The organism is Shewanella sediminis HAW-EB3 (assembly GCF_000018025.1).
Classification (GTDB): Bacteria; Pseudomonadota; Gammaproteobacteria; order Enterobacterales; family Shewanellaceae; genus Shewanella; species Shewanella sediminis.
Map to the genome: position 1 here is coordinate 4,344,863 of NC_009831.1, position 25,019 is coordinate 4,369,881.

20 protein-coding genes are annotated in these 25,019 nt (G+C 48.9%); 10 read left to right on the plus strand and 10 right to left on the minus strand.

The annotated features are described in order from the left end of the window. The first annotated feature begins 75 nt into the window (after positions 1-75). Positions 76-1,056: a LysR substrate-binding domain-containing protein gene (locus SSED_RS18665; protein WP_012143899.1), complete on the plus strand. Its 981-nt coding sequence runs from the start codon at positions 76-78 to the stop codon at positions 1,054-1,056. A gap of 42 nt (positions 1,057-1,098) precedes the next feature. On the opposite strand, the gene SSED_RS18670 is transcribed toward SSED_RS18665, so the two are convergent. Then, positions 1,099-2,097 carry a LysR family transcriptional regulator gene (locus SSED_RS18670; protein ID WP_012143900.1) on the minus strand — a complete coding sequence of 333 codons (999 nt, stop codon included), beginning with the start codon at positions 2,095-2,097 and terminating at the stop codon, positions 1,099-1,101. A 459-nt stretch (positions 2,098-2,556) separates the two neighbouring features. Between SSED_RS18670 and SSED_RS23750 the strand changes: the two genes are divergently transcribed. The 7 genes from SSED_RS23750 to SSED_RS18705 all read left to right on the plus strand — a co-directional run bounded on the left by SSED_RS23750 (position 2,557) and on the right by SSED_RS18705 (position 11,410). Continuing rightward, on the plus strand, positions 2,557-4,101 hold the full coding sequence (locus SSED_RS23750) for a pepsin-like aspartic protease (RefSeq protein WP_012143901.1): 1,545 nt from the start codon (positions 2,557-2,559) through the stop codon (positions 4,099-4,101). Positions 4,102-4,119: 18 nt separating this feature from the next. Further along, positions 4,120-4,707: a GNAT family N-acetyltransferase gene (locus tag SSED_RS18680; RefSeq protein WP_012143902.1), complete on the plus strand. Its 588-nt coding sequence runs from the start codon at positions 4,120-4,122 to the stop codon at positions 4,705-4,707. Between the two features lie 108 nt (positions 4,708-4,815). Next, positions 4,816-5,637, plus strand: coding sequence for an SAM-dependent methyltransferase (locus SSED_RS18685; RefSeq protein WP_012143903.1), 822 nt, complete (start codon positions 4,816-4,818; stop codon positions 5,635-5,637). A gap of 211 nt (positions 5,638-5,848) precedes the next feature. Next, complete coding sequence (locus SSED_RS18690) at positions 5,849-6,157, plus strand: hypothetical protein (protein WP_012143904.1); 309 nt, start codon at positions 5,849-5,851, stop codon at positions 6,155-6,157. 496 nt (positions 6,158-6,653) lie between these two features. Then, positions 6,654-7,982 (plus strand): tetratricopeptide repeat-containing diguanylate cyclase, encoded by a 1,329-nt coding sequence (locus SSED_RS18695; protein ID WP_190273171.1) that lies wholly within the window; start codon positions 6,654-6,656, stop codon positions 7,980-7,982. A gap of 102 nt (positions 7,983-8,084) precedes the next feature. Further along, on the plus strand, positions 8,085-8,603 hold the full coding sequence (locus SSED_RS18700; protein WP_012143906.1) for a hypothetical protein: 519 nt from the start codon (positions 8,085-8,087) through the stop codon (positions 8,601-8,603). Between the two features lie 344 nt (positions 8,604-8,947). After that, on the plus strand, positions 8,948-11,410 hold the full coding sequence (locus SSED_RS18705) for an ATP-dependent Clp protease ATP-binding subunit (protein ID WP_012143907.1): 2,463 nt from the start codon (positions 8,948-8,950) through the stop codon (positions 11,408-11,410). Positions 11,411-11,512: 102 nt separating this feature from the next. On the opposite strand, the gene SSED_RS18710 is transcribed toward SSED_RS18705, so the two are convergent. Both SSED_RS18710 and SSED_RS18715 read right to left on the minus strand, forming a co-directional pair. Then, a complete protein-coding gene (locus tag SSED_RS18710) occupies positions 11,513-12,046 on the minus strand; it encodes an NADPH-dependent FMN reductase (RefSeq protein ID WP_012143908.1) in 534 nt (177 codons plus the stop codon). A gap of 143 nt (positions 12,047-12,189) precedes the next feature. After that, entirely contained in the window at positions 12,190-13,431 is a 1,242-nt protein-coding gene (locus tag SSED_RS18715) for a multidrug effflux MFS transporter (RefSeq protein ID WP_012143909.1), read from the minus strand. A gap of 101 nt (positions 13,432-13,532) precedes the next feature. On the opposite strand from SSED_RS18715, the gene SSED_RS18720 reads away from it, so the two are divergent. After that, the gene (locus SSED_RS18720; RefSeq protein WP_012143910.1) at positions 13,533-14,462 is read left to right on the plus strand and encodes a LysR family transcriptional regulator; all 930 of its coding nucleotides are present in this window, start codon (positions 13,533-13,535) and stop codon (positions 14,460-14,462) included. Positions 14,463-14,961: 499 nt separating this feature from the next. Here the strand turns inward: SSED_RS18720 and nqrF are convergent, their stop codons facing one another. The 6 genes from nqrF to SSED_RS18750 form a co-directional block, all read right to left on the minus strand. Beyond that, positions 14,962-16,179 (minus strand): NADH:ubiquinone reductase (Na(+)-transporting) subunit F, encoded by a 1,218-nt coding sequence (gene nqrF / locus SSED_RS18725; RefSeq protein WP_012143911.1) that lies wholly within the window; start codon positions 16,177-16,179, stop codon positions 14,962-14,964. A 58-nt stretch (positions 16,180-16,237) separates the two neighbouring features. Next, the gene (gene nqrE, locus SSED_RS18730) at positions 16,238-16,846 is read right to left on the minus strand and encodes an NADH:ubiquinone reductase (Na(+)-transporting) subunit E (RefSeq protein WP_012143912.1); all 609 of its coding nucleotides are present in this window, start codon (positions 16,844-16,846) and stop codon (positions 16,238-16,240) included. Positions 16,847-16,855: 9 nt separating this feature from the next. Continuing rightward, entirely contained in the window at positions 16,856-17,479 is a 624-nt protein-coding gene (locus SSED_RS18735; protein ID WP_012143913.1) for an NADH:ubiquinone reductase (Na(+)-transporting) subunit D, read from the minus strand. A 1-nt stretch (position 17,480) separates the two neighbouring features. Further along, complete coding sequence (locus SSED_RS18740) at positions 17,481-18,251, minus strand: Na(+)-translocating NADH-quinone reductase subunit C (RefSeq protein ID WP_012143914.1); 771 nt, start codon at positions 18,249-18,251, stop codon at positions 17,481-17,483. Next, positions 18,241-19,455: an NADH:ubiquinone reductase (Na(+)-transporting) subunit B gene (locus SSED_RS18745; protein ID WP_012143915.1), complete on the minus strand. Its 1,215-nt coding sequence runs from the start codon at positions 19,453-19,455 to the stop codon at positions 18,241-18,243. The genes SSED_RS18740 and SSED_RS18745 overlap by 11 nt, the downstream gene beginning before the upstream one ends. An 88-nt stretch (positions 19,456-19,543) precedes the next feature. Further along, positions 19,544-20,905 carry a Na(+)-translocating NADH-quinone reductase subunit A gene (locus SSED_RS18750; RefSeq protein ID WP_012143916.1) on the minus strand — a complete coding sequence of 454 codons (1,362 nt, stop codon included), beginning with the start codon at positions 20,903-20,905 and terminating at the stop codon, positions 19,544-19,546. Positions 20,906-21,504: 599 nt separating this feature from the next. On the opposite strand from SSED_RS18750, the gene SSED_RS18755 reads away from it, so the two are divergent. Next, the gene (locus SSED_RS18755; protein ID WP_083758960.1) at positions 21,505-23,682 is read left to right on the plus strand and encodes a cation:dicarboxylate symporter family transporter; all 2,178 of its coding nucleotides are present in this window, start codon (positions 21,505-21,507) and stop codon (positions 23,680-23,682) included. Positions 23,683-24,053: 371 nt separating this feature from the next. Here SSED_RS18755 and SSED_RS18760 read toward each other — a convergent pair whose 3' ends face one another. After that, positions 24,054-25,019: an ABC transporter permease gene (locus SSED_RS18760; protein WP_012143918.1), complete on the minus strand. Its 966-nt coding sequence runs from the start codon at positions 25,017-25,019 to the stop codon at positions 24,054-24,056.

Genomic DNA, 25,019 nt, shown 5'->3' on the forward strand with positions numbered 1-25,019 from the left:
GAATAGGTTTATATTAATTTATGAAATTCACATATTGTCAGTTTTACAAATGTGTGTCGCAGGAGGAATTAAAGAATGCATAATCTAAAACTCGATACTTTAGATCTACTCAGCATTAATATTCTGGTTAATTTATATGAGCATCACTCTGCCACATTTGTGGCTAAACAGATGAATATTCCTGCACCAAAAATTAGCCGTAGCCTACAGCATTCCAGAGTTATTTTTAATAACCCACTCTTTATCAGAAAAAAACATGGCTTAATTCCCAATGAATTTACCAAACAGCTCTACCCCATCGCTAAGGAAATAGTGCAATGCTCTGAGCACCTGTACCAACTCAATGTCGACGACAGTTCTGGTGAGAGATCCCATTTCACCATTCATGTCAGCGATCTTATCGTTCATCAATTTCCACAACTATTGAAGAACGCCGTCAAAGAGAGCCATCTGGATCTTAAGTTCACTATCAGCCCCGATTCCGACAACCTAATCACGGATATTATTGAGAATCGAATCGATATCGGGTTAATCAGCGAGTCCGGAAGTGACTACCTGGGGGAGATCGATAACCATGTCGACGTCGTGGCACTGAAACGGCTATCTCACCTCTATCTGGTGTGTGATCTTCACCATCCCCTGTTAAAGCAGGAGATCACCTTAGAGTCCATCGCACAATATCCCTTTGTGAGCATTCTGGGCAAACCCGAGCGCGCAACATCGGATCCATTTTTACTCTACTGCAGCCAGCACCAGCTTGCATATCACCTGAAGAACGGAGATCTGATTAATCATAACTTCAATATTGAGACGCTCAACCAACATATAACCGATACCGATGCAGTCGCACTGCTGCCTTTCAGCAAAATCTATGATCATAGTAATCAGATGCCGAACTTACATGTTTGTCGATTATCAGAGATAGAAACCGAGCGGCTCTACCTATCAATTAACAGTCCGACCCTATACTTAGTCACTAAGAAAGGGCACCTATCGTCTAATGCCGCCTGGCTGGTTGAAACCATCGGGCAAATCGTCAATCGCAGCATCCATTAACTCGGGGCCTGATTAAAACCAATATCTTAATCAACAAGGGGCTCAAAAGAGCACACTTAAACCTGGTTTAGCTATCGTAGGGGGCAGTCCCTGTGAGCTCTCATAGTGATGTTGAATATCGACTAACTTTTCGGTCAGTAACCTCGCCATACATTGTGCCAGCAAAGGGGTCACCGAGCGATGACAGTGCAGGAAATAACTCTCGGGCTGTTGCTCTATAGCGTCTCGCCATTGCGACGATACATCGACAAAATCGACATCTTCTCTGCCTTCGAAATACTCATAGGCCATGGCGGAACTCAACACACAGATATCGTCAGATTTACTGGCATGATCGACGACCATGCGCAGACTCGGGCTCTTAAGTGCAACCCGAAGTTTTATCCCCTGCTCATGGGCATACTCTTCGATTCTATGCAGGCGGTTGTTCTGAAGGTTTGAATTTACCAGACCAATTTTATAATCAAAGATATCGGTCAGAGGATCGGCTGAGGTCAGAATAGGGTGACCGACTCTGGCGACCAGAAAAAAATGGGTAATATCGCCGATATTCACATCATCAACCATCTCATGCCTGATGGGTTCGATGGATATACTGCAGTCAATTTTCCCCTGACACAGACGCTCGCTCACGTTTTCTGACCAGGGTTGCACATTCACATTGACCCCCCCCTCCACACAGCAACATTGGTGAGTCACACAGTTAAACACCATCATCGACCACTGTTCATGGGCGGCCACCGTCAACTCATAGGGTGCCACTACAGTATTACGTGTCGCCGATATCATCTTATCGTATTGTTCAAGAATAGTTTGAGCCATGGGGTAGATACGCAGTGCAACAGAGTTAGGCTCAAACCCATACTTTTGACGAATAAAAAGCTCATCATCCAACACTTCACGTAAACAGTTCAGTGCCCTGCTCACTTTAGATTGAGTCGTATGTAATCTATCGGCGACGGCGGAGCCATTTTTCAACTCGACTAAGCCGGCTAACACCATCAAAGTGAAATAATCCAGACGGTTCACCTTCTTCAACATTAATCACTCTCCTGAAGCATACGTTTGTTATTAAAGTGTCATTGATAGTGCTGGCAAGAAATAATAAAACTCTGAGAGCCTGCGACACCTCTGGCTTTAAGGCAATCGCGAAGTTATGTGACAATTAAATAATTCTAATATGTATCATTTTTAAACGAGCGCAATTGTGAACCTGGTCACACATTTCAAACCCATACTTTATCAGCACTCTCTAATAAAATGCCTGATAAAGAGCCTAACCAAGAGCCTGGTAAAAGCACGAATAAAAAGCACCTTTTGCGCAAGGCGGCATAGGTTAGCGCATATTTACAGCCATTGATAAATGTGAGGTTACAGGTTACAAAAGAGAGAGTTCAGGCAAGGCGCATCGCGCCAATTCGACGCCTGGATATAGAATGGGCCTGCATTTAACAGCAAGCCATTTAGCAGCACGCAAGAAAGTTAGGGAGATACCTTTGCATGGCCGGTCAGATAAAAGCACGTACCCTCAAAGTCCCCATCACCAACGTCTACGCCAAGGGGGACTACTGCGCCCAACTACGTCTGGGTAGTCAGGCACAGAGGGCCAACCTTATCCTGGACACGGGTAGCAGCACCCTTGTTGTAAAGCAAAGTGCAGTGAAACAAAATGTAGTGAATCATAGTGTCGTGAACCAAAACGCCTACCACCCTCAGGATGATAACTTACTGACCGTCACCAGCTTGGCTCAAGAGGTCAACTACGGCATAGGTGGTTGGGACGGCCCCGTGGTCACAACCCGGGTCGCTCTCTGTGAAGAGAGCTGCGAAGATGAGATGGCGTTCGATAAGCGCCTGCCACACCTTCACTTAGCCCGCCAACCTCTGGTGCTCGACGCCTGCCCCCTAGCTATCGTCTCCAGTGTTAAACAGCAACAAACCTTTGGTGATGCCGATGGCATATTGGGGCTGGGCTACCATCACCTCAACAGGAGCTACGATCTTAAAGCCTATCTCGAAAGCCATCAATATTCACCGGCGGTAACCTATCCCTGGCCCTTCGCCGATGCTATCAGCCTGAGCGATACTAAGGGCAAGAGTGACTGCCAGAGCACGATTAATAATGAGAGTAAGCGTCAGAGCGATACTAAAGCTAAGAGTAAAACTGACAACAAGAACAAAAAGAAAACAGAACTCCCTTTCAGCAGCGAAGACCTTAAACAGTTTAAGCAGTTTCTCTGGCAGCAGCCGGAGCAGGATCTCATCCCCTACTTCACCGCCCTCGAAGAGCATGGCCTCACCGCGAATAAATTTGCCTTCTATAGCCGGCGCTCCAGCATCCACGTCACCAACGGCGACTTGTCACCTCAGCAGCTGGCCAATGATCCGCTCAACCGGGGCTGGCTTATCCTCGGCGGAGGAGAGGAGCATACGGAGCTCTACCAGGGAGACTTTCACACCATCAGAGTCGACCACGACATCTATTACAATGTCACACTCACCTCGATACGCGTCGGCGACCAGCCACCAATCCCCGCTCCGGCGCTCGATGAAAAGTACCGCAAAAACTACTACAGCAATGCCATCGTCGATACCGGCGCCTCGGCCATCGCCCTTACCGAGCCCCTCTATCGAGCCCTGCTAAAGAGCTTAGCAGCCATATCGCCAAAGTTTGTTCCCTTGATAGCCCCCTTTAAAGAGATATCCGCCCAGGAGAGAGGCATAGATGCATCGCTCCTGGACCTGAGCCAATGGCCGGATATCACCTTCACCTTCCTGGGCGATATGGATGGCGATTTGGATGAGAATAAAGCTGCCGGCACACAGAACTCCGACCGACAAGCCGTGAGCATAGTCTGCAGACCCGAAAGCTACTGGCAGCTCAACGCACCGGGTGAAGGCAAGGCCTGCTTTAAGCTCTTGAGTCAACTTCCCAACTGGCCCAATCAAACCCTCTTAGGCCTCCCCCTGCTCAACGACCACCTGGTCATATTCGACCGCTCAGTACATAAAACCGGTGTGATCCGATTCGCTAAGCAAAAATAGTCATCATTGGAGATAAAAGTGGAACAACTCATCAGTAAGCAGTCCAGAATTGAAAGCATAAAAAACTCCCATGTATTTACCACCGAGCGCCTGCTTATCAGACCGATAGAGCCCCGGGACAAGTTACTTTTTCGTCAGTTATATACCGACAAAAAAATCATGCGTAACATAGCCGAGCCGATGACAATCGAGCAGGCTGACCGCGCCTTTGAGACTTCGTTAAGCAACACAAAAAAAGTAAACCCCACACAGATGAGCTGGGTGATCACATCTCGAGATGATGAACAAGCGATAGGGATAGAGGGATTGGTCTGGCATGGCGAAGACAGGTCTCAGGCAGAGATTGGAATTATGTTGCTGCGTAAAGCCAATGGAAAGTTGCTCCCCGAAGAAGCCATGGGGGCATTGATGGAATACGCCTATAGCAAATTAGAGATAGTTCGTATTAATGCCCAATTTTCAGGCCGCAATCTGGCTACTGAGCGCTTCGTAAAAAAGCTGGGATTCGTCTTCGAAACACCATTAATCTCAACCGAATGTATCGGGAAGCCGAGTAAAAGTTTCGATAAACACTGCTTCGCCGAAAAGAATCACTACAAGCTCTGAAATCAAACTCAGGCCCCCGCGCACACTAAGCCAGTTAACACTTTCAAAACAAGCTGATAACTGGTAGTTTGATTAAAAAATAACAAGATGCATAAAAGGAATTTTTCAATGGTGGGTAGTTTGGCTTGTGTCGGTATAGGCATGACTCTGGGGGCACATATCTGCCCCCTGGCTAAGAGCTATATCGAGCAGGCCGATGTGGTCTTCTCCGGCGTCTCCAATGGCATAGTCGAACTCTGGCTGCAGGAGATGCATAGTGACGTACGCTCCCTGCAGGTCTACTACAGCGAAGGCAAGTCCCGCCATATCACCTACCGCGAGATGGTCGATGCCATGCTGAGTGAGGTACGCGCCGGCAAGAAGGTGGTCGGTGCATTTTACGGACACCCCGGCGTATTCGCCCATGCGCCGCACAAATCGATAGAACTCGCCAAGGCCGAAGGCTTCGATGCCGTCATGGTGCCGGGCATATCTGCAGAAGATTGCCTGATTGCCGACTTAGGCATAGATCCCGGCAAGTTCGGCTGTCAGCAGTTCGAAGCCAGCCAGTTCATGTTTTACAAGCGCCGCTTCGACCCCTCCTGCTATCTGGTGCTGTGGCAGATAGGCCTGGCAGGCGATAAGAGTATGGCCAAGTTTGCCACAGGCGCCGCCCACCGGCAGGTGTTGATAGAACTGCTCACCGAGCAGTATCCGCTGGATCATGAGGTTATCTTATATGAGGCCGCCGTACTCCCCATAGACACGGTGCGCAAGCAGACACTGACACTGAGCGAGTTGGCCGAGGCCGAGATATTTATGCACACCACATTGGTGATACCGCCGAGCCAAAAGATGCAGCCCAACCATGAAGTGCAGGAGAGGCTGAAGCAAATTGAGGAAGAAGCTGAGCAAGAGCTAAGAAAGCAGCGAGTTGCGAGTCTCGAGTAACGAAAAGCCAGATGCTGAAACATGTTCAGCATGACGGTTCAGCGCACCAAATTGTAGGACCGGCTTTAGCCGGGAAAGATGGAACGAACAAGCCATCGCAGCTACGAGCTCCTACATAAGAGCTCGTAGCTCATAGCTCGTAGCTCGTAGCTCGTAGCTCGTAGCTCGTAGCTCGTAGCTAAAAATCTTACAACAATAAGGAAGAGAAAGCATGTCAAATGTGATTGAACTACTGGAACGTATGGGGCAGGACGCTAGCTTACAGAGTACTGAAGAGCAATGTATAGCCATCAAAAGTAGCGGTTTGGAAGAAAGCATTAAGGAACCACTTCTTAAAAAGGACTTAATAAAGTTAAAGAAAGAATTAGATATTTGTCCTGATGTAGTTTGTATCTTCTTCCCTGCAGAGGATGAACCAGAAAAAGATTCACCAGAAAAAGATTCACCAGAAAAAGATTCACCAGAAAAAGAATCGCCAAAAGAAGACGAATCTGAAATAAAATCTGTAGCTAATGGTTAATTTGTTCTCCAAACGACTTAAAAGAGGTAGAATTTTTTGCCTCTTTTTGATGCTTATTGTCCATAACTCTTGGTCAGCACAGATAGAGGGGACCCAAAGCCTATTTAACCAAGCCGAACAAATCCGTAGTAGTGACCCAGTACAATTCATCACAATCATTAAAAAACTAAAACAAAGAGAAGAACTTTTAACTAAAGAACAATCTCACCATCTAAAATATTTAATTGGCTACAGCTTATCTTTCCAAGGAAAGTTTGATGAGGCATTAACGATCTACAAAAATATTTTAAGCTCTAATGCACAAACGACATTAAAATTGAAAGCTAATTTATCAATAGTAAATACATACGCAATATCAAAACAATGGCCAGAAGGCCTTTACTACCTCTCTGACACTTTAAATACTCTACCGAAAATCTCAGATGATTTACTTATTCAGCGAAGTTATGCCGTTGCTGCAATATTTTACAACCAACTAGGCCAGTACGAACTTGGTTTGAGTTTTGCGGACAAACTTCTACAAGAGTCTATTGAAGGTCGAACACTCTGTATCGCCCATAACCTGAAATTAGAGTCACTCTTTAAACTCAAGCTCTTAGAAGAAAATGACCCGCAGATCCGGGAAGGTATCGAGGCCTGCCAACAAAATAACGAAGTGGTGATGGTGAGCGCCATTTATAGCTATTTAGCGACCCTCTATCTGCAACAAAATAATCCTCATCAGGCAATATCCATACTCGAGTCGAATTTCGATTCTCTGAAAACGACAAAGTATGTTCCATATTTAGCTATTTTTAATTCTCTTCTATCTCAAGCGCACCATGAGGTTGGCAGCAATGAACAAGCAGAAGAGTATGCATTAGTTGCAATCGATGAAGCTAAAAACATCAATATTAGTAACTCCTCTGTCAATGCCTACAGGGTTCTCTACCAGATAGCCGAGTCCCGTGGCGATCATCAAATGGCGCTGCAATATCACAAGCAGTATGCCGAGGCGGATAAGGCCTACCTCGATGATATCAAGACCAAACATCTGGCGTTTCAGCTGGCCCAGCATCAGGCCGCGGAGCAGAAAAGCCGTATCGGACTGCTGGATAAACAGAATAACCTGCTCAAGATAGAGCAGAAACTGGCCAGGAGTGAGGCGGAGAATAACCGCCTGTTTATAGCCCTGCTTATCGCGATTATCACCCTGCTCAGCTTCTGGGGCTATAAGTCCTGGATGACACAGAAGCGCCTTAAACAGTTGGCCGAGTTCGACGCCCTCACGGGGGTATTTAACCGGGGTCACTTCACTCAGCTGGCTCAGAGTGCCCTGCAGTATTGTGAGAACAGCGATATCTACCTTAGCTGTATCCTGTTCGACCTGGACAAGTTTAAAACCATCAACGACTCCTACGGTCACGCTTGTGGGGATTGGGTGTTGAAGCGGGTGGCAGATGTTTGTAAGGTGCAGGGCAGAAGCAATGATATCTTTGCGCGTCTGGGCGGCGAGGAGTTCTGTATCTTGCTGCCGGGCTGCGATCTGTTGACGGCGACCAGGCTGGCCGAGACCTGCCGCAAAGCGATAGCGCAGCTCGATACCTCAGATTCCGGCGCAGAGTTTATTATCACCGCCAGCTTCGGCGTCACAGATGCTAAGCTATCGGGCTATGATCTCGAAAAGATCACCGCCGATGCGGATATGGCCATGTACCAGTCGAAACATGATGGCCGCAACCGTACCACAGTCTTCGGTCGCGCCCTTGCTATTGATAATAGTGAAGGGAATGCTGGCGGGAATGATGATGTGAGCGAAAACCGTCAGGGTCACCTGACGCTTTAATGGTCACTGACTTTATAATAGTCGCAAAGGCTTTATAATAATCACAGACGCTCACAGTGACAGTGGCACTTAATCTCTCAAACAAACTGGAAAAGCATCAGCGTGAAAAACCCCTCCTCAAAAAACTCTCTCCCGAAAAAGAGCCTCATCCACAGAGCACTCAGCTTTCTGTCCGGTTACCTCTACGCATTTATCGCAATTAGCGCCTTCGTTCTGGTCGAGTTTCTGCCCTATTACCTGCAGGAAAAAGCCTTAGACGAAAGCTTCAGCCAACCGGTTACAGGCACAGTTATCAGGGTAGAGCGCAACATCTTCGGTAATGCACAGCGACCCGACTCTGACGAAGAGAAGAGCTGTACCCTGGTTTATCAATACCCTTTCGAAAATCATCTTTTCAGCGGCAGCTATCGACATAACTGCGCCGACTTCTCTGGTTTAAATAAGGGAGACAGTATGGAAGTTCTCCTGCAGGCCAATCAACCGACAAACTCAAAACCGGCCTGGGTGGAGCTATCTCTCGGCTGGTTAAAAACCGGCACCTACCTGGGCTTCTTCTTTCTGTCACTGGGTATCATAGGCATCATTGCGCGCCTCAAAGGCATTAAAAAGTCCACAGACTAAAGGCGGCTCCGCTATCAGGCGTCGCCCCTATGTCGCCCCTGTGGGAAGATTGCTCGCTATTAACCACTATTCCTGCTTATATCCAGCTCACATCGTTAAGCATCAACCTCTGCCTTCGAGGCGAAGCCTTCCGTATTGGCCATCACTCTTAAAATCAAAATATCTCCACGCGATTAATTTCTAATGCAAAGTTTTCTACCAGATAAATGAAAGTAAAAAAATCGTCTAAACTCAAAGAAGGAGCTTAAGCGCCTGATCTTGCTACTCCGACTGATACATCAGGTATTAGTAGGTGTGACGCTAAGCCTATCGAATGCTGCTGACAATGATGAAAGGAGTCCAACGTGTTTCAGCAATATATCCGTCAATGCAATCAAGAGGTCCACAAGACCCTCAATGCCGCTATCGCAGAACTGGCAAACGCCCATCAGAATGTACTGACCCCTGAGCATATCCTGCTTGGCTTACTATCACTTCCGGGCTCTGAAGCAGCTCAGCTACTACAACAGATATTGCCCGATCCCGAGAAGAGTATCGAAGCCCTGACCCGGGCCGTGTATCACGATCATGAAAATACTCCTCTGAAGGGCGATACCACTCAGGTGGTCGCCGCACAGGAAGTCGAAGAGATTTTCGGCATAGCCCTTAGTGAAGCCAAACGACTCGGCGATGCTTACATAGGTACGGGCAGCCTGTTACTGGCCCTGTGCGATAAGAGGGCCGGCGTCACCGCCATTCACCTGAATAATCAGGGGATCAAGGTGGGCCCGGCTCGTGAGGCGCTGGTAAAACTGAGAAGTGGCAAAACCTTAGACACGCCCGATGCCGAGGGCCGCAGCGATCCCTTAGATGAATATACCCAAGATTTAACAGAGATGGCCCGTAATAACCAACTCGACCCGGTTATTGGCAGAGAGGATGAGATAGGACGAGTCATTCAAACCCTATCCAGACGTAAGAAGAATAATCCGGTACTTATAGGTGAGCCCGGTGTAGGTAAAACCGTGATAGTCGAGGGGTTAGCCCAGCGTATCGCCAATGCTGAGGTGCCCGATACCCTGCGTGATAAACGCCTGCTCTCATTAGATCTCGCCGAGCTGGTCGCCGGGGCCAATATGCGCGGAGAATTTGAGGAGCGTCTCAAGGGGGTCAGGGATGCGGTGATAGAGGCAAAGGGGCAGATCATTCTCTTCATCGATGAACTGCATACCGTGGTGGGTGCCGGCGCCGGCGCTGGCGGACTGGATGCCCCCGCCCTGTTAAAGAGTGCGCTGGGACGAGGAACACTACAGCTGATAGGTGCAGATACACTCGATGAATACCACAGATATGTCGAGGCAGATAAAGCTCTGGAGCGGCGTTTTCAACCCATCTTAGTGCGCGAGCCCAGCATAGAGGAGACCATAGATATCCTCAATGGCTTGGCTGGAAAATATGAGGGCCACCATGATATAGAATACCAGCCGGAGGCGCTGGAGGCCGCGGCCAGACTGTCGGAGCGTTATATCGCGGACAGACACCTGCCGGATAAGGCAGTGGACCTTATCGATGAAGCCGGAGCCGATAGACACCTGCACCTGCTGGCGCTGTCGAGACCGATGAAGGAGCTTGAGCGCAAGCGTCAGGCACTGCTGTCAGGCAAGCAAAAAGCCTATAACGAGCAGGCCTTCGAACGTGTCGCCAACATGCAGACCGAGATCCTTAAATTAGAACAGCAGCTCTCGCTACAACGTGAACAGCAAACCACCGATACCGCCAGTGAAGATAAGGCGGTCAACCCCGAAGATATCGCCCGAGTGGTCGCCCGCTTGACCGGGATCCCGGCCGCCCGCCTGGCCGAGTCTGAGGTAGAGAAGCTGTCTCATATGGAAGACATGCTACATAAGCGCATCATAGGTCAACAAGATGCCGTGTCTGCGGTGGCCAATGCCATTCGCCGTAACCGAACCGGTATCAATCGCAGTCATCGCCCCATCGGCTCCTTCCTGTTTCTCGGCCCGACCGGAGTAGGTAAAACCGAGCTGGCAAAGGCGCTGGCGGAGTTTATGCTCGATGATGAGAGCCGCATAGTACGACTGGATATGTCCGAATATATGGAGCGTCACGAGGTGTCCAAGATGATCGGGGCACCACCGGGCTATATCGGCTACGGTGAAGGGGGGCAGCTCACGGAAAAGGTCCGCCGTAATCCCTACACCATCATACTGCTGGACGAGATGGAGAAGGCGCATCCCGATGTGTTTAACATGCTGTTGCAGATCTTAGAAGATGGCCGGCTCACCGACGCTCAGGGACGCACCATCTCGTTTCGTAACACCTTGCTGATAGGCACCTCGAACCTTGGGTCCGAGTCACTGATAAGCGACCGCACGCCGGTCGGGTTTATCTACAGCGAAGATCCGGACTATGAGGCAGCCCGTCGCACCGTAATGAACGAGGTGAAGAAGTTCTTTAAACCCGAGTTTCTCAACCGACTCGATGAGGTGATCGTATTTCACTATCTGACTCAGGAGGATGTCCTCAAGATAGCCAAGTTGCTGATATCATCGCTGTGTAAACAGATGAAAGACAACGATATCACCCTGCATATCGACGCCGATGTGATAGAGCGGGTAGCTCAGGACGGCTTCGAGCCCGCCTACGGTGCCCGCCCGCTAAGGAGAGAGATAGAGAAGCAGATAGAGAATCCCATCGCCTCGCTTATCGTCAACAATAAAAATATTACCGGCAGTGAAATTCACATCAGTCTACACCACAAGGGTAAGGCATTTAATTTCAGGATTGAAGCGGGAGAGGAGAGCGAGTAAGAAGCCGAATATACCTCAGAGGTAACACCTGATGTGGCAGAGGGTCAGTCTTTACAGGCTGACCCTCTGTTTAACACATTTACATCAGTTAGCACATAGGTATCAGCTAGTAGGCTGAAGCTTAAACACGGCGTCCCTCAGCTGCTGATCCAGCTCTTCGTTACGCATCTTACCCACTTCGATATCGAAATTATCATAAAAGCTCGGCACCGACAGAGTGGCTTTGACATCGGCTGCAAAGTAAGGCGCACTGCCGCTAGCGGCTGCCAGTACGGTGGCGGCACCACCCGGTCCGGGAGATGTGGCAAGCAATACCATAGGCTTGTTCTGAAATACCTTCATATCGATACGTGATGTCCAGTCAAACAGATTCTTGTAGGCCGCGGTGTAGGAGCCGTTATGCTCGGCAAACGAGATAATGATCCCGTCGACACTGCCTATCTTGGCAAAGAACTGCTGCGCCAACTCTGGTTGCCCCAACTCATTCTCTCTGTCCTGACTGAAAATTGGCATCTCGTAGTCGTTAATATCTAAGATCTCAATCTCGGCGCCCTCAACCAGTGATGCGGCGTAGGTGGCGAGCTGCTTATTGATAGATGCTGAACTGTTGCTGGCTGCAAAGGCTAATAGTTTCATAATGTCTCTCTCATAATCTGTTTATGGGTTTTGCTTTAATTTTGTACCCAACGAGCTAATAACGAACGAATTAGTATCGAACGAATTAGTATCGAACGAGCCGCGATTTCAATTTGCTGATATCTTTGTGCAGGTATAGGAAGTTACTGCACCTGCATCCTGATCTCTTCACTACTCTGTTCACCATCAGCGTTGCTCTTAGTGTAAATGTAGGTACTGAAGATGGCGGCGCAGGCACAAGCCAGCCCCATAAAGGTCAGCATAGCCACCGGCGACTGCGCGTCTGACAGACTAATCGCAGCGCTGAACAGGGCGCCTAAGGCAAACTGACTCAGGCCAAACACGCCCGATATCGCCCCACCCTGAGCCGGAAAAAATGACATGGCAGCCGCAATGGCGTTCGCCGATATCAGTCCCAATAGCAGGTTAAATATAAATACTGTCGCGACGATAGCCATCAAGGGGACTTCAATCTGTGCCAGCATGAAAAACAGCAGACTCAGCGGGCCCAACAAGGTACCCGAGATAACGGCCTTAACCTTGGGGCTGATATGCCCCAGCAGCTTCACACTCAACAGACTGCCGATAATCATGCCCAAAGCATTTAGCCCAAGCAGGTAGCTATAGTGCTCGGGACTCAATGAAAAGTAGTTCATATAGACATAGGGGGAGCCGGCCACGAATGAAAACAGTCCCGCAAAACCAAAGCTTCCAACCAGGATGTAAGCCAGTGGCAGCGGTTGTTTAAATATCTGCACAAAATCCGATATCGAAGCGGCACGGCGACTCTGGTTAGCCTGCTCTGTCTTCTCTTCTCCCTGCACAGACTTATCGGCCTGAGCATGGGTTAACAGGCTTGCCACGAAGGCAAAGATAGCTATCCCGGCTAAGGTATAGAAGATCCATTGCCAGCTCGCATATTTTAAAATTTGCCCGCCGACCATGGGAGCCAACAGAGGAGCCACCACCACGGCAGCCATCACATAGGTGAGCACCCTGGCGCCCTTTTGCAGATCATATTGCTGCTGGATCATGGCAAAGCAGACCACTGAGCTTGCCCCGCCGATGGCCTGAAATATGCGCGCAAGGTATAGGCCCGTCGCGGAATCCACCATAGGAATAGCCAGAGTCGAAAGGGTAAAAATTACCAAGCCTGTCAGTAACAGGTTTAACTTGTGATATCTGTCGGCCAGCAGACCGAAGAGGGGCTGTGCGATTGCGAAGGCCAATAGAAATACCGCTACCGACATCTCCATCTGACTGTGAGTTGCATTCAGGTGCTTGGCCATCTCGGGCAGAGCCGGCAGATACATATCTATGGCTAACGGAGACAGGGCGAACACCAATGCGGTGATAACGATAAAAGACACGGCTCTGTTATACATCCTGACTCCACTGATTTAATAGGCTGACAATTCGATGACGTTAAGTGTATATTGATAGCCAAATGAGATTAATAACCTAAATTGATTAAGACTATTTCCATATGACTAGCAATAAGCTGTTCGATGGCATCGTAATATTTACTCAGGTGGTTAAATCCGGTGGATTTTCTGCGGCCGCCGAGTCCATGGGACACTCGAGCTCCTATGTGAGCAAAGAGATCAATAAGCTGGAGGCTCGTCTTGGAGTGCGCCTGCTTAACAGAACCACACGCTCTATCGGCCTCACGCCCGAAGGCGAAGCCTATTATCAGCAGTGCCAACAGCTGATGGTAGATGCAGAGCAAGCGGTGGAGCTTATCACCCAACATGATGTCGACCCCAAGGGCAGACTCAAGATCAGCAGTCCCATTGGGTTTGCCAACAGCTATCTGCAGCCAATCCTGTCTGAATATATGCAGCGTTACCCTAACGTGAGTTTAGAACTGGATCTCAACGACAGACGAGTCGATGTGGTGGCTGAAGGGTATGATTTGGCGATAAGGGCCGCACTTCAATTAGAGGAGTCCAGCCTGATCTGTCGCAAAATATTTAGCTGTAAAGGGTATACCGTAGCCAGTAAAGCGTACATATCCAGACATGGGCGTCCCCACCATCCTCAGGAGCTAAGCCGCCATCACTGCCTATGCTATTCCAACCACAAGACGCCGGGTCGCTGGCAGTATAAGGACAGCGAGGGAGATCCGATACAGGTCGATGTTAGGCAAAAAGTGCTCAGTAATAATGCAGAAATACAGCTGGCACTAACACTAAGCGGGCATGGGATCTGCCGCTTACCTAAGTTCTATATGACCGATGCCTTAGCGTCAGGGCAACTCGAGATCCTGTTTCCCGCTCTGCCCGCTCCGGAAATCGATGTCTATGTGGTCTATCCGAGCCGCAAGCACCTGTCCCCTAAGGTGAGGGCCTTTATCGACTTAGTCGTGGAAAAAATTCCGCCGACCGTGCTCGCCGAAGACGCTTCAGAGAAATAACGGTTAAAGACCAGACACAAAGCCTATTTCTTACCATGACCTCCAAGGATGGAGGAAATGTCATTGAGATGCCGGGAGCATCTTTGCCTCTGGCCTCTTCTTAAACAAACAGGCATAAGTGTTCTGACTGCCAGTGTCTGAAGCGCTCCATTCGCTTTTAAGACATTTCCCCCTATTCCAACCCTATGCATATGGGTCAGAGGCGGGAATGCCTATAAATGTCGGGAACATTTGTGTCTGGAACACTTATGAAGATTTGCCATGGATGGCATAAAATCTTCGTTGTGGCCAGACACAAAGCCTATTTCTTACCATGACCTCCAAGGATGGAGGAAATGTCATTGAGATGCCGGGAGCATCTTTGACCCTGGGAAAATAGGCATAACTCTCTACTACTAGAATTCCAGACACAAAAAAGCGAAGCCTAAGGCTTCGCTTTTCAATACTTCAGGATTCGCTTCTTAAATATAAGTTTTAAGTGGCCAATCAAATCACCAATCTAGTCGCCAAAGTCATCCAGTAAGATGTTTTCCTCTTCCACACCCAGGCTCTCGAGCATGCTGATGACAGAGGAGTTCATGATTGGAGGGCCACACATGTAGAATTCACAATCTTCCGGCGCCTTATGACTCTTGAGGTAGTTCTCATACAGGACATTATGAATGAAACCTGTATACCCTTCCCACTTGTCCTCAGGCAGAGGATCGGACAGGGCAACGTGCCAGACAAAGTTGTCATTCTCGGCAGCCAACGAATCGAAATCTTCCTGGTAGAACACTTCACGTGTCGAACGCGCGCCATACCAGAAGCTCATCTTACGCTGGGTTTTAACCCCTTTAAGTTGGTCGAAGATATGCGAGCGCATCGGTGCCATACCCGCACCACCACCCACAAAAATCATCTCGGCATCGGTCTCTTTAACGAAGAACTCGCCAAATGGTCCGGAGATAATGACCTTATCCCCCGCTTTGAGGTTAAAGATATACGACGACATCTTGCCCGGTGGCAACTCGTCTGAAGGTGGCGTAGCAATACGCACATTCAGCATGATCAGCCCCTTCTCATCCGGGTAGTTCGCCATCGAATAAGCACGCAGTACATCTTCATCGACCTTAGACACTAAGTCGAACAGACCATACTTGACCCAATCGTCACGATACTCATCAGGAATATCAAAATCTGAGTAGTTGACCTTGTGAGCAGGCGCTTCAATCTGAATATACCCACCGGCTTTAAACTTAACGTCTTCGCCTTCAGGAAGCTTGAGTAGCAACTCTTTAATGAAAGTAGCAGTGTTGTCGTTCGAGACGACCTCACACTCCCACTTCTTAACGCCGAAGATCTCATCTTCAACTTCGAGTTCCATATCGGTTTTAACCGCCACCTGACAGGCCAGACGACAGCCCTCTTTCGCCTCTTTCTTGGTGATATGGTCGAGCTCTGTTGGTAAAATATCACCACCACCGGATTTAACGATGACGCGACACTGACCACAGGTTCCGCCGCCACCACAGGCCGAAGGGATAAAGATATCTTTGTTCGCTAACGCGCCCAACAGCTTATCGCCAGCTGAGGTTGTTATGCTTTTTTCTGCATCGTCGTTGATGCGAATACTGACGTCACCCGTAGACACCAGTTTACTTTTGGCGAATAAAATCACCATAACCAGCATACTCACAACCAGAGTAAACATGCCGATACCAATTGCCATTTCCATCGAATCTACCTTTTCAATAATTCGTTTTCTTTAAGCCCAGCTCTTTAAAAAGAACCGCTTAAATAGAAATACCAGAGAAAGCCATAAAGCCCAGAGCCATCAAGCCAGTAGTGATAAAGATGATACCAATACCCTGTAACCCTTCGGGTATTGCATGAAATTTCATTCTTTCGCGCAGTCCTGCCAACATCACAATCGCCATCGCCCAACCGACACCCGAGCCCATTGCAAATACGGCTGACTCAGCTAAGTTATAGTCACGGTTTGCCATGAAGATAACGCCGGCAAAAATGGCACAGTTCACCGTCAGTAACGGCAGAAATATACCCAGAGAGTCGTACAGACTTGGGATATACTTGTCTAAAACCATCTCTAAGATCTGCACCAGAGCCGCGATCACACCGATGAAAGTGATCAGCTGCAGGTAGCTCAGATCCAGCTCAGGCATTCCCGCCCAAGCCAATGCTCCCGGAGCCAGTACGTTGGCATAAATTAGCTGGTTAAGCGGCACAGCCAGAGTCATCACCACGATAACCGCCACACCTAAACCGAAAGAGGTCGACACCTTCTTCGATACCGCCAGAAAAGTACACATACCCATGAAGAATGACAGCGCCATGTTGTCGATGAAGGCTGCCTGAATAAAAAGATTAATGTAGTGTTCCATATCTCTTCCTTAACCTCGTTTGCGCTGTATTACGTTAATCGTCCAGATCATTAATCCGATCAGGAAAAACGCACTAGGTGGGAGTTTGAACATCTCATTAGCCAGATACCAACCGCCATTTTCAACGGTTTTTAAAATCTCATGACCAAACAGGGTGCCACTGCCAAGCAGTTCACGCACGAAGGCAACACCGAGTAAAATAACGCCATAACCCATGGCATTACCCACTGCATCTACAACCGCCAGATGAGGCGGGTTTTTCATGGCGAACGCTTCCGCTCGGCCCATGATGATACAGTTGGTGATGATCAAGCCGACAAATACCGACAGTTGACGAGATAGCTCATAAGCTATGTCCTGCAGGACCATATCGACGATAATCACCAAGGACGCAATCACGGTCATTTGAGCGATGATACGCACGCTGTTTGGTATCAGACGGCGGATCATCGAGATGATCAGGTTCGAGAACACGAGTACAAAGGTAACGGCTAATGTCATCACCAATGCGGTTTGCAAAGAGTTACTTACTGCCAGCGCCGAACAGACACCCAACACCTGCATAGCAACAGGGTTGTTAGTGAAAATCGGGCTAACCAGTATCTCGCGAGTAGCTGCTGAATTAGTACTCACCTTAGACCTCCGAAGCTTTTAACTTGTTGAAGAAGGTCTGGAAGCCCTCCTTGCCGAACCAGAACTGAATCGAGCGTTGCACACCGCGACCCGTCATGGTTGCACCGCTGACCGCGTCGACACCGTGAATATCACCCTCTTTGGCGCCGCCTTTAACCACTCTTAGTGCCACTTTGCCTTTTTCATCGAAGAGCAGCTTACCCTTGAACTTGTTAGTCCAATCAGTCTCGCCGAGGAAATCACCAATACCCGGGGTTTCACCGTGCTCATAGAAAACTACATTTTCGATGGTATTCATGTCGGGCTTAACCGCCACAAAGCCATAGATGATGGACCAGAGTCCCTTGCCGTAGATAGGCACAACCACACTGGTCAACTTGCCGTTATCGTCAAAGACTTTGAATGCCCGAACCTGGTCGGCGCGGCTCTTGATCTTAGCGGTATCTTTTTTCGGTTTGCTCGATGTCTCAGGATTGATCGCCGCCATGCGGTCATCGAAGTCCATGATCTCACCTTCCGTCGTGATCACTCCCGTATCCAGCTCAACCAGCATAGGGGTGACAGATTTTTCAAAAATAGTACGAAAATCTGTATCGCCGCTCATATCTACATCGGCAGCCATCAACACATAACGTTTAAGTTCGTCACGCTTCTTCACCAGCTTGCGCTCTTTAAGCAGATCCGCTGTACCTGTGATCATAAAAGAACATAACAAGCACAGTGTGACTGTGAAGATCATAGTTCCAAGAACTGTATCTTTTTTAAAGGCCATTACGTTTCAGTCTCCGCTTGATATTCGCTTTCGCGACCAGATAATCAAAAATGGGTGCCCATAAGTTAGCAAACAAGATTGCCAACATGATGCCTTCCGGCATTTTCGGGTTAACCACACGGATAAGCACAGTCATAAAGCCAATCAAGAGACCATAAGCTAACTTACCTTTATTGGTGTAAGCCGTTGTCACTGGATCGGTAGCCATAAACATCATACCTATGGCAAAACCACCCGTGACCAGATGCCAGGTCCATGGCATGGCAAACAACTCATTCTTCGCCGAACCGACAAGGTTAAACATGACTGCAGTCGCTATCATGCCCAGCATGACACCGGCAACGATGCGCCAGTCAGCCAGGCGAGTCAGGATCAATAATCCGCCGCCAATCAATAATGCTAAGGTACTGGTTTCACCAATCGCGCCCGCGGTAAAGCCGAAGAAGGCGTTCCACCAGTTAGGATCGGTGAAGGCTTCATACCAGGCATAATCGGCAAAGCTCATCTTGCCAGCGGCAGTCTGAATTAAGGCTGTCGCCCCGGAGAAACCATCGACGGCAACCAATTGAGCGACCGTAGAGACCTGCGATGGATAAGCGAAGTAGATAAATGCCAATCCAGCCAAGGCTGGGTTAAGGAAGTTATAACCCATGCCACCAAACACTTCCTTGCCAATCACCACACCGAAAGTAATACCCATGGCTACCAACCAAAGCGGCGTCGACACAGGTAAGATTAAGGTGAACAACAGGGCGGTGACGAAGAAGCCTTCGTGCAGCTCTTGTCCCCTCACCTTGGCGAAAACCATCTCCCAGAACAGGCTGACAACCAGCGCGGTCAGATAGATAGGAATATAAAAACTGATGCCATAGATAAACAGGCCAATCAGACCCGTCTGTTCCGTCAAACCACCGAATATCAGGTTAAACGGCACTAGTTGCCATACATCTGGCGTAGCCAGTCCACCGGCAACAGCAAGCTGAGCCTGCAAGCCTAAGTTGTACAGACCAAACAGGATGGCTGGTAGCAGGCATAGACCCACTAAGGTCATGGTACGTTTAACATCAATCGCGTCACGAACGTGCACTTTACCTTTAGTGCTACGACCATGAGCAACGACCAGCGAACGAAGGTAGCCCTTCATCGCGTGCCCGGGAGCGTAGTAATCTTCCTGCGCGTCGGGCTTTCTATCTTTGCTACTCATTAACCTTCCCTCTGAATACTTAATTTGAATAGGTTAGGGACGTGCGAGACCAGGCTCAGCACGTAGGACTCATTAGTTAACTCAGTCATTAACCTTCTCTTTCAATAATATCTAAGCAGGCACGCAGCTCTTTGCCGAAATCATATTTACCGGGACAAACGAAGGTGCACAGGGCCAAATCCTCCTCGTCCAACTCTAAAGCGCCCAGCGCCTGAGCCTCATCGGTATCACGAACTACAAGGTCGCGAACCAAAAGTGTAGGTAAAATATCTAATGGCATGACGCGGTCTAACTGACCAAACGCCATCATGGCGCGGGCAGCGCCGCCAGTGTGAGTCGTCATCTCAAACAACTTCTTAGCGGGCTTAAAGCGTGAAGTCATTGCGCGAGTGATAGAGAACTTTTCAGAGCCCCCACGAACCCAAGACAGCAGATGGTGCTCAGAGTCTTCAGTTAAGGCGGTGACTTGACCATGGAATCGGCCCAGGTAATCGTAAACGCCGGTAGCGGTATGCCCGGACAGTACCGAGCCCGAAACCACGCGAGAGAAGCCAGGTTTCAGTTCATCTTTAACTATCGCGCTTAACTCGGCGCCCAGTTGGGTGCGGATAAGACGAGGGTTGACCACATTGGGACCAGCAAGCGCCACGACACGATCGGTATAGAGTTCGCCGGTAAGGAACAACTTGCCGTAGGCGATAACATCCTGATAGCCGATATGCCAGACTGGGCGCTCGACGCTGACAGGTAAAATAAAGTGAATGTGTGTACCTACTAACCCGGCGGGATGGACACCACCGAAGCGATGAGTCTCAACCTGTGATAGCTCATGGCCAGGCAGTGATTCACCTTCGTCGTGACAAAGATACACTTTGCCATCGGTCAGACGAGTCAGAGCCGACATACCCACTGCAAATGCCTGTTCATTTTCGGCAATAACCAGACGAGGTTCGGCAGAGAGAGGATTGGTATCCATCGCAGTCACGAAAATACCGGCTGCAGTGCTGTCGAGTTGAGGCACGCGGGAGAAAGGACGGGTACGAAGTGCAGTCCAAAGACCACTCTTAACCAAGTTATCCTGTACTGACTGACGACTCATCGACGATACGTCAGAGCTAGTCTCAAACGCCTCTTGCTCGTCGCCCTGGCAAGTGATGACCACAGATTGCAATACGCGGCGTTCACCACGATTGATAGCGGTCACTTCACCACTTGCTGGCGCGGTAAAGAGTACACCCGGTGTCTTCTTGTCTTCAAAAAGTGGCTGGCCTTTTTTGACCATATCACCGACTTCCACCATCATGGTGGGCTTTAATCCGACATATTCTTCACCGAGAAGGGCCACATGCGATGGCCTAGCGGCGTTATCGAATTCTTGCCGAGGTTCCCCGGCAATGGGCACATCTAAGCCCTTTTTTACTATTCTAATCTGGTCTGAGAAACCTGCCATCACAACATCAACCGTTAAAATTTTGGATAGTTAATAGTATATCTTTGTTAACTGAAGTTCAGCTATTGGCGTCACATTACTCGGCCATTTTGTAACTTAGTAACATTATTTCGCGCAATTTTGTGATCCAGCTTCACTATTCGATCTACCACGTGTTACCGATGTAGTTTTATAACAATAAAAACTGAAATCAATCATTGCTGATTTAGACACGACTAAATCTATAAAAAAACTACGATTTGTCACAAAGAATAGCTGAATATACGAGAGTAATTTTATTTATTTGTGATATTAATAAACCTGAATTCGGGTTAATAAAGTTTCTCAGCCCACAAAGCTCCCAATATTCTCAGGTTCAACCTCCCCCCTCCCCCCCAGATTGAAACAGCATCCGACCAGTGGCTTAAACGGAGGTCATTGCTAGAACAGATGCCAGAATGATAATAACATTCGCAAGAAGTGTTACTATTTGAAAGTTAATACTTTAATCTAGTTGGATACCTAATCTATAATTACCGACACCAAAGCTCGCTTTAATCGCCCGCACAGGAATATCTGCGGTGAAGCATGGCGACATAAATTTACACGACTCAATTGGAATGAAATCTGTGTTTAAAAAAATGCTCTCTATGACCAGCTCCAGCCAGATGTTGGTAGCGATGTTTCTCGGTTTTGCAATTGGCATATTCTTCGGTGAGTCTGTTGGCTGGCTTAGATCCATAGGTACCAGTGTGATCTTATTGATGCAGATGACGGTTCTCCCCTATATCGTGGTCTCACTGGTGGGCGGTATTGGTAAACTACAAAAGAGCACTGCCATGCTGATCTTCAGCAGAGCCGGCCTCATCATGCTACTGCTATGGTTAATCGGGCTTATCACTGTCGCCTTAATGCCACTGTCATTCCCCTTCGTAGAATCTGCCTCTTTCTTCAGCACCAGTACCATAGAGCCGGTCGCGGCCATCGATTACTTCAAACTCTATATCCCCTCTAACCCGTTCGAATCGATGGCTGCAGGTTATGTGCCCGCTATGGTGGTATTCAGCATCGCCATGGGACTGGCCCTTATCGGCATGGAGGGGGACCACAAACAGCAGATTCTCACTTTTATGCACACCACCAGTGAGGTCTTTTCTCGTATCACTCAGGGCCTGGTAAAAGTACTGCCTATCGGCATCTTCGCTATGTCGGCATCTGCAGCGGGTACCATGGGGGTCGATGAATTTGCCAGCATGCAGGTCTACCTGATCAGCTATTTTGTACTCTGTCTGCTGCTCACCTTCTGGATTCTGCCCTGGATTATCGCCTCTATCACCCCCATCACCTTCGCGCAGGCATTGAGGGTCTCCAAGGCCAGTTTAATCACCGCCTTTGCCACCGGTAACATCTTTATTGTGATCCCCGTGATTGTCGAAGAGTGTAAGCAGATCATGCGCGAACACGATAATCTCAGTGAAGATTGCGCGACACTCATCGAAATCTTAGTCCCTATCGCCTTTACCTTTCCCAACATTGGTAAGCTCACCGTTATCTTGTTTGTCTTCTTTGCGGGCTGGTTTAATGGCACCCCGATCGACTTAACCAGTATCCCTTCGCTATCAGTCAGCGGTCTGCTGTCACTGTTTGGCAGTGTCTATGTTGCCATACCGTTTATGCTGGATCTGGTTCATCTCCCCTCGGATCTGTTCCAGTTATTCGTGATGGCAGGCTTTATCACGGGGAAATTCGGCTCCATTACCGCTGTGATGAACCTGTTTGCCCTGACCCTGTTAACTGCCGCTCTGTTTCAAAAGAGCCTCAGACTCAGACCACCACAACTGATAAAGATGGGGCTGGGTATCGTCAGCGGGGTCTTGCTGACACTGGTTGTCTGTCGTGTTGGCATGGGCGTGTTTATCAGCAGTCCGGCAATCACCAGTGAAGTGATTGCCAATATGCAGGTGGCCGATAAAGTACCGACTAAGGTAAAGAAGCAGTTTCCGGTCTTAGGTCAAACCCCCTCCTCCCCTGTCGCCGATATACAAGCCATTCGCACTCGGGGAATATTAAGAGTCGGCTATACCCCCAGTAACGTCCCCTTCAGCTATTACAATAATGCCGGTCAATTAGTTGGATTCGATAGTGCCATGGCCACTAAGCTGGCCGAAGACTTAGATGTCGAGGTAGAGTTTATCCCGTTTCGCAAGGCTGAATTAGCCCGCTCTCTTAAGGCTGGTTTTTTTGATATAGCCATGTCCGGGCTGGCCATGGATATCAGACAGATGGACCAACTAAGCTACTGCGAACCAGTACTGGAGCTTAACCTAGCCATCGCCACTAAAGATCACTTAGTGAACAGCTTTAAAAGCAGCCAGAGCATCTTAGAGATGGAGCAGGTCACCATTGCCTACGCCGAACATGGCGATGCCATCGAGGATGTTGCCGCAAACTACCCTAATATTGAGTTTGTTAAAGTTGAGGGATATAAAAACTTCTTCAGACAAAAAGATGATAAATACGATGCCATGGTTATCAGCGCACAGGCAGGCTCAGCCTGGACCCTGTTCTTCCCCGGATATGGCATAGCCCTGCTCGAAAGCAAGTCTCGTTACCCGGTTGCCTACGCTGTGGCACAGAACAATCAATCCTTGCTCAATTATGTCAACAACTGGCAACGCCTGCGCAAGGTCGATGGCCACCAGGACCAATTCTATAACTATTGGATGCTGGGTAAGGGTGCCACCGAACCGCAACCTCGCTGGTCAATTATCCGCGATGTTTTACATTGGGTAGATTGATGGTTGTAGGTACGAGGTTCTAGGGACGAGATGCGAGGATGTAGGAGCGGCTTTAGCCGCGATGGCCTGTTTGCTCTATCTTTCCCGGCTAAAGCCGGTCCTACAATTTAGCTCTTATCTAGGTCCGACTCTGTACTACGATCGATTGTCTGCTCCATCCTTCCCGGCTAAAGCCGGTCCTACAATTTAGCTCTTATATAGGTCCGACTCTGTGCAGCGATCGATTGTCTGCTCCATCCTTCCCGGCTAAAGCCGGTCCTACACGTCATACTGAACGACTCTCGTTTATAAAGAGCTGCATTCAGAAATTCCGGAAACAAAAAAGCCGGGTATTAACCCGGCTTCTTAACTAACGCTACTAACTTACGCTTTTAACGAGTCTTCACATACGGTACACCGATTGACTTAGGTCCGACGGCGCGGCCGATAAAGCCTGCCAGCAGGAGTACGGTCAGGATGTAAGGTAAGACTTCGATCGCCTGTACCGGAATTTCACCGACTATCGGCAACTCGGCGCCCTGCAGACGAATAGCCACCGCATCGAGGAAACCAAACAACAGACAACCAAACAACACAGGCACTGGCTTCCACTTACCGAAAATCAATGCAGCCAAGGCGATAAAGCCCTTACCGGCACTCATATTCGCCACGAAGCCGGCGCTGTGTGCGGTAGACAGATAAGCACCTGCAATACCGCACAATATACCTGCACAGATAAGAGCGCGATAACGGATCCAGGCAACGGAGATACCCGCGGTATCGACGGCATGTGGGTTTTCACCCGCCGCACGAAGACGCAATCCGAAACGGGTTCTAAATACTACCCACCAAACAAAAGGCACCATAAGCAACGCGAGATAGACCAGAATATTATGTCCGGAAATAAGTTCACTATAGAGCGGACCAATCACAGGTACATCCGCAACGGCATCGGCGCCAGGCAGCGTAATCGGTGTAAAACGCGCACTGTCAGGAAGAGCAGGTGTCTGACCGCCCAATCCAAACCAGAAACGTCCCAGCGTCACAGTCAGACCCACAGCCAACATATTAATCGCCACACCCGAGACGATCTGATCGCCTCTGTGTGTGATAGAGGCAAAACCATGGATCAACGACAGACAAACAGAAACGCCGATGGCGGCAAGCAAGCCCAGCCAAACATTGCCGGTAACAGAAGCGGTAGCTGCTGCGGCAAACGCCGCCGACAGCATCTTACCTTCCAGGGCGATGTTCACAATGCCCGAACGCTCCGAGAACAAGCCGGCCAGCGCAGCAAGAATAAGCGGCGCCGACACCCTTAGGGTCGCATCTAAGATTAAAATCAGATTCTCATACAT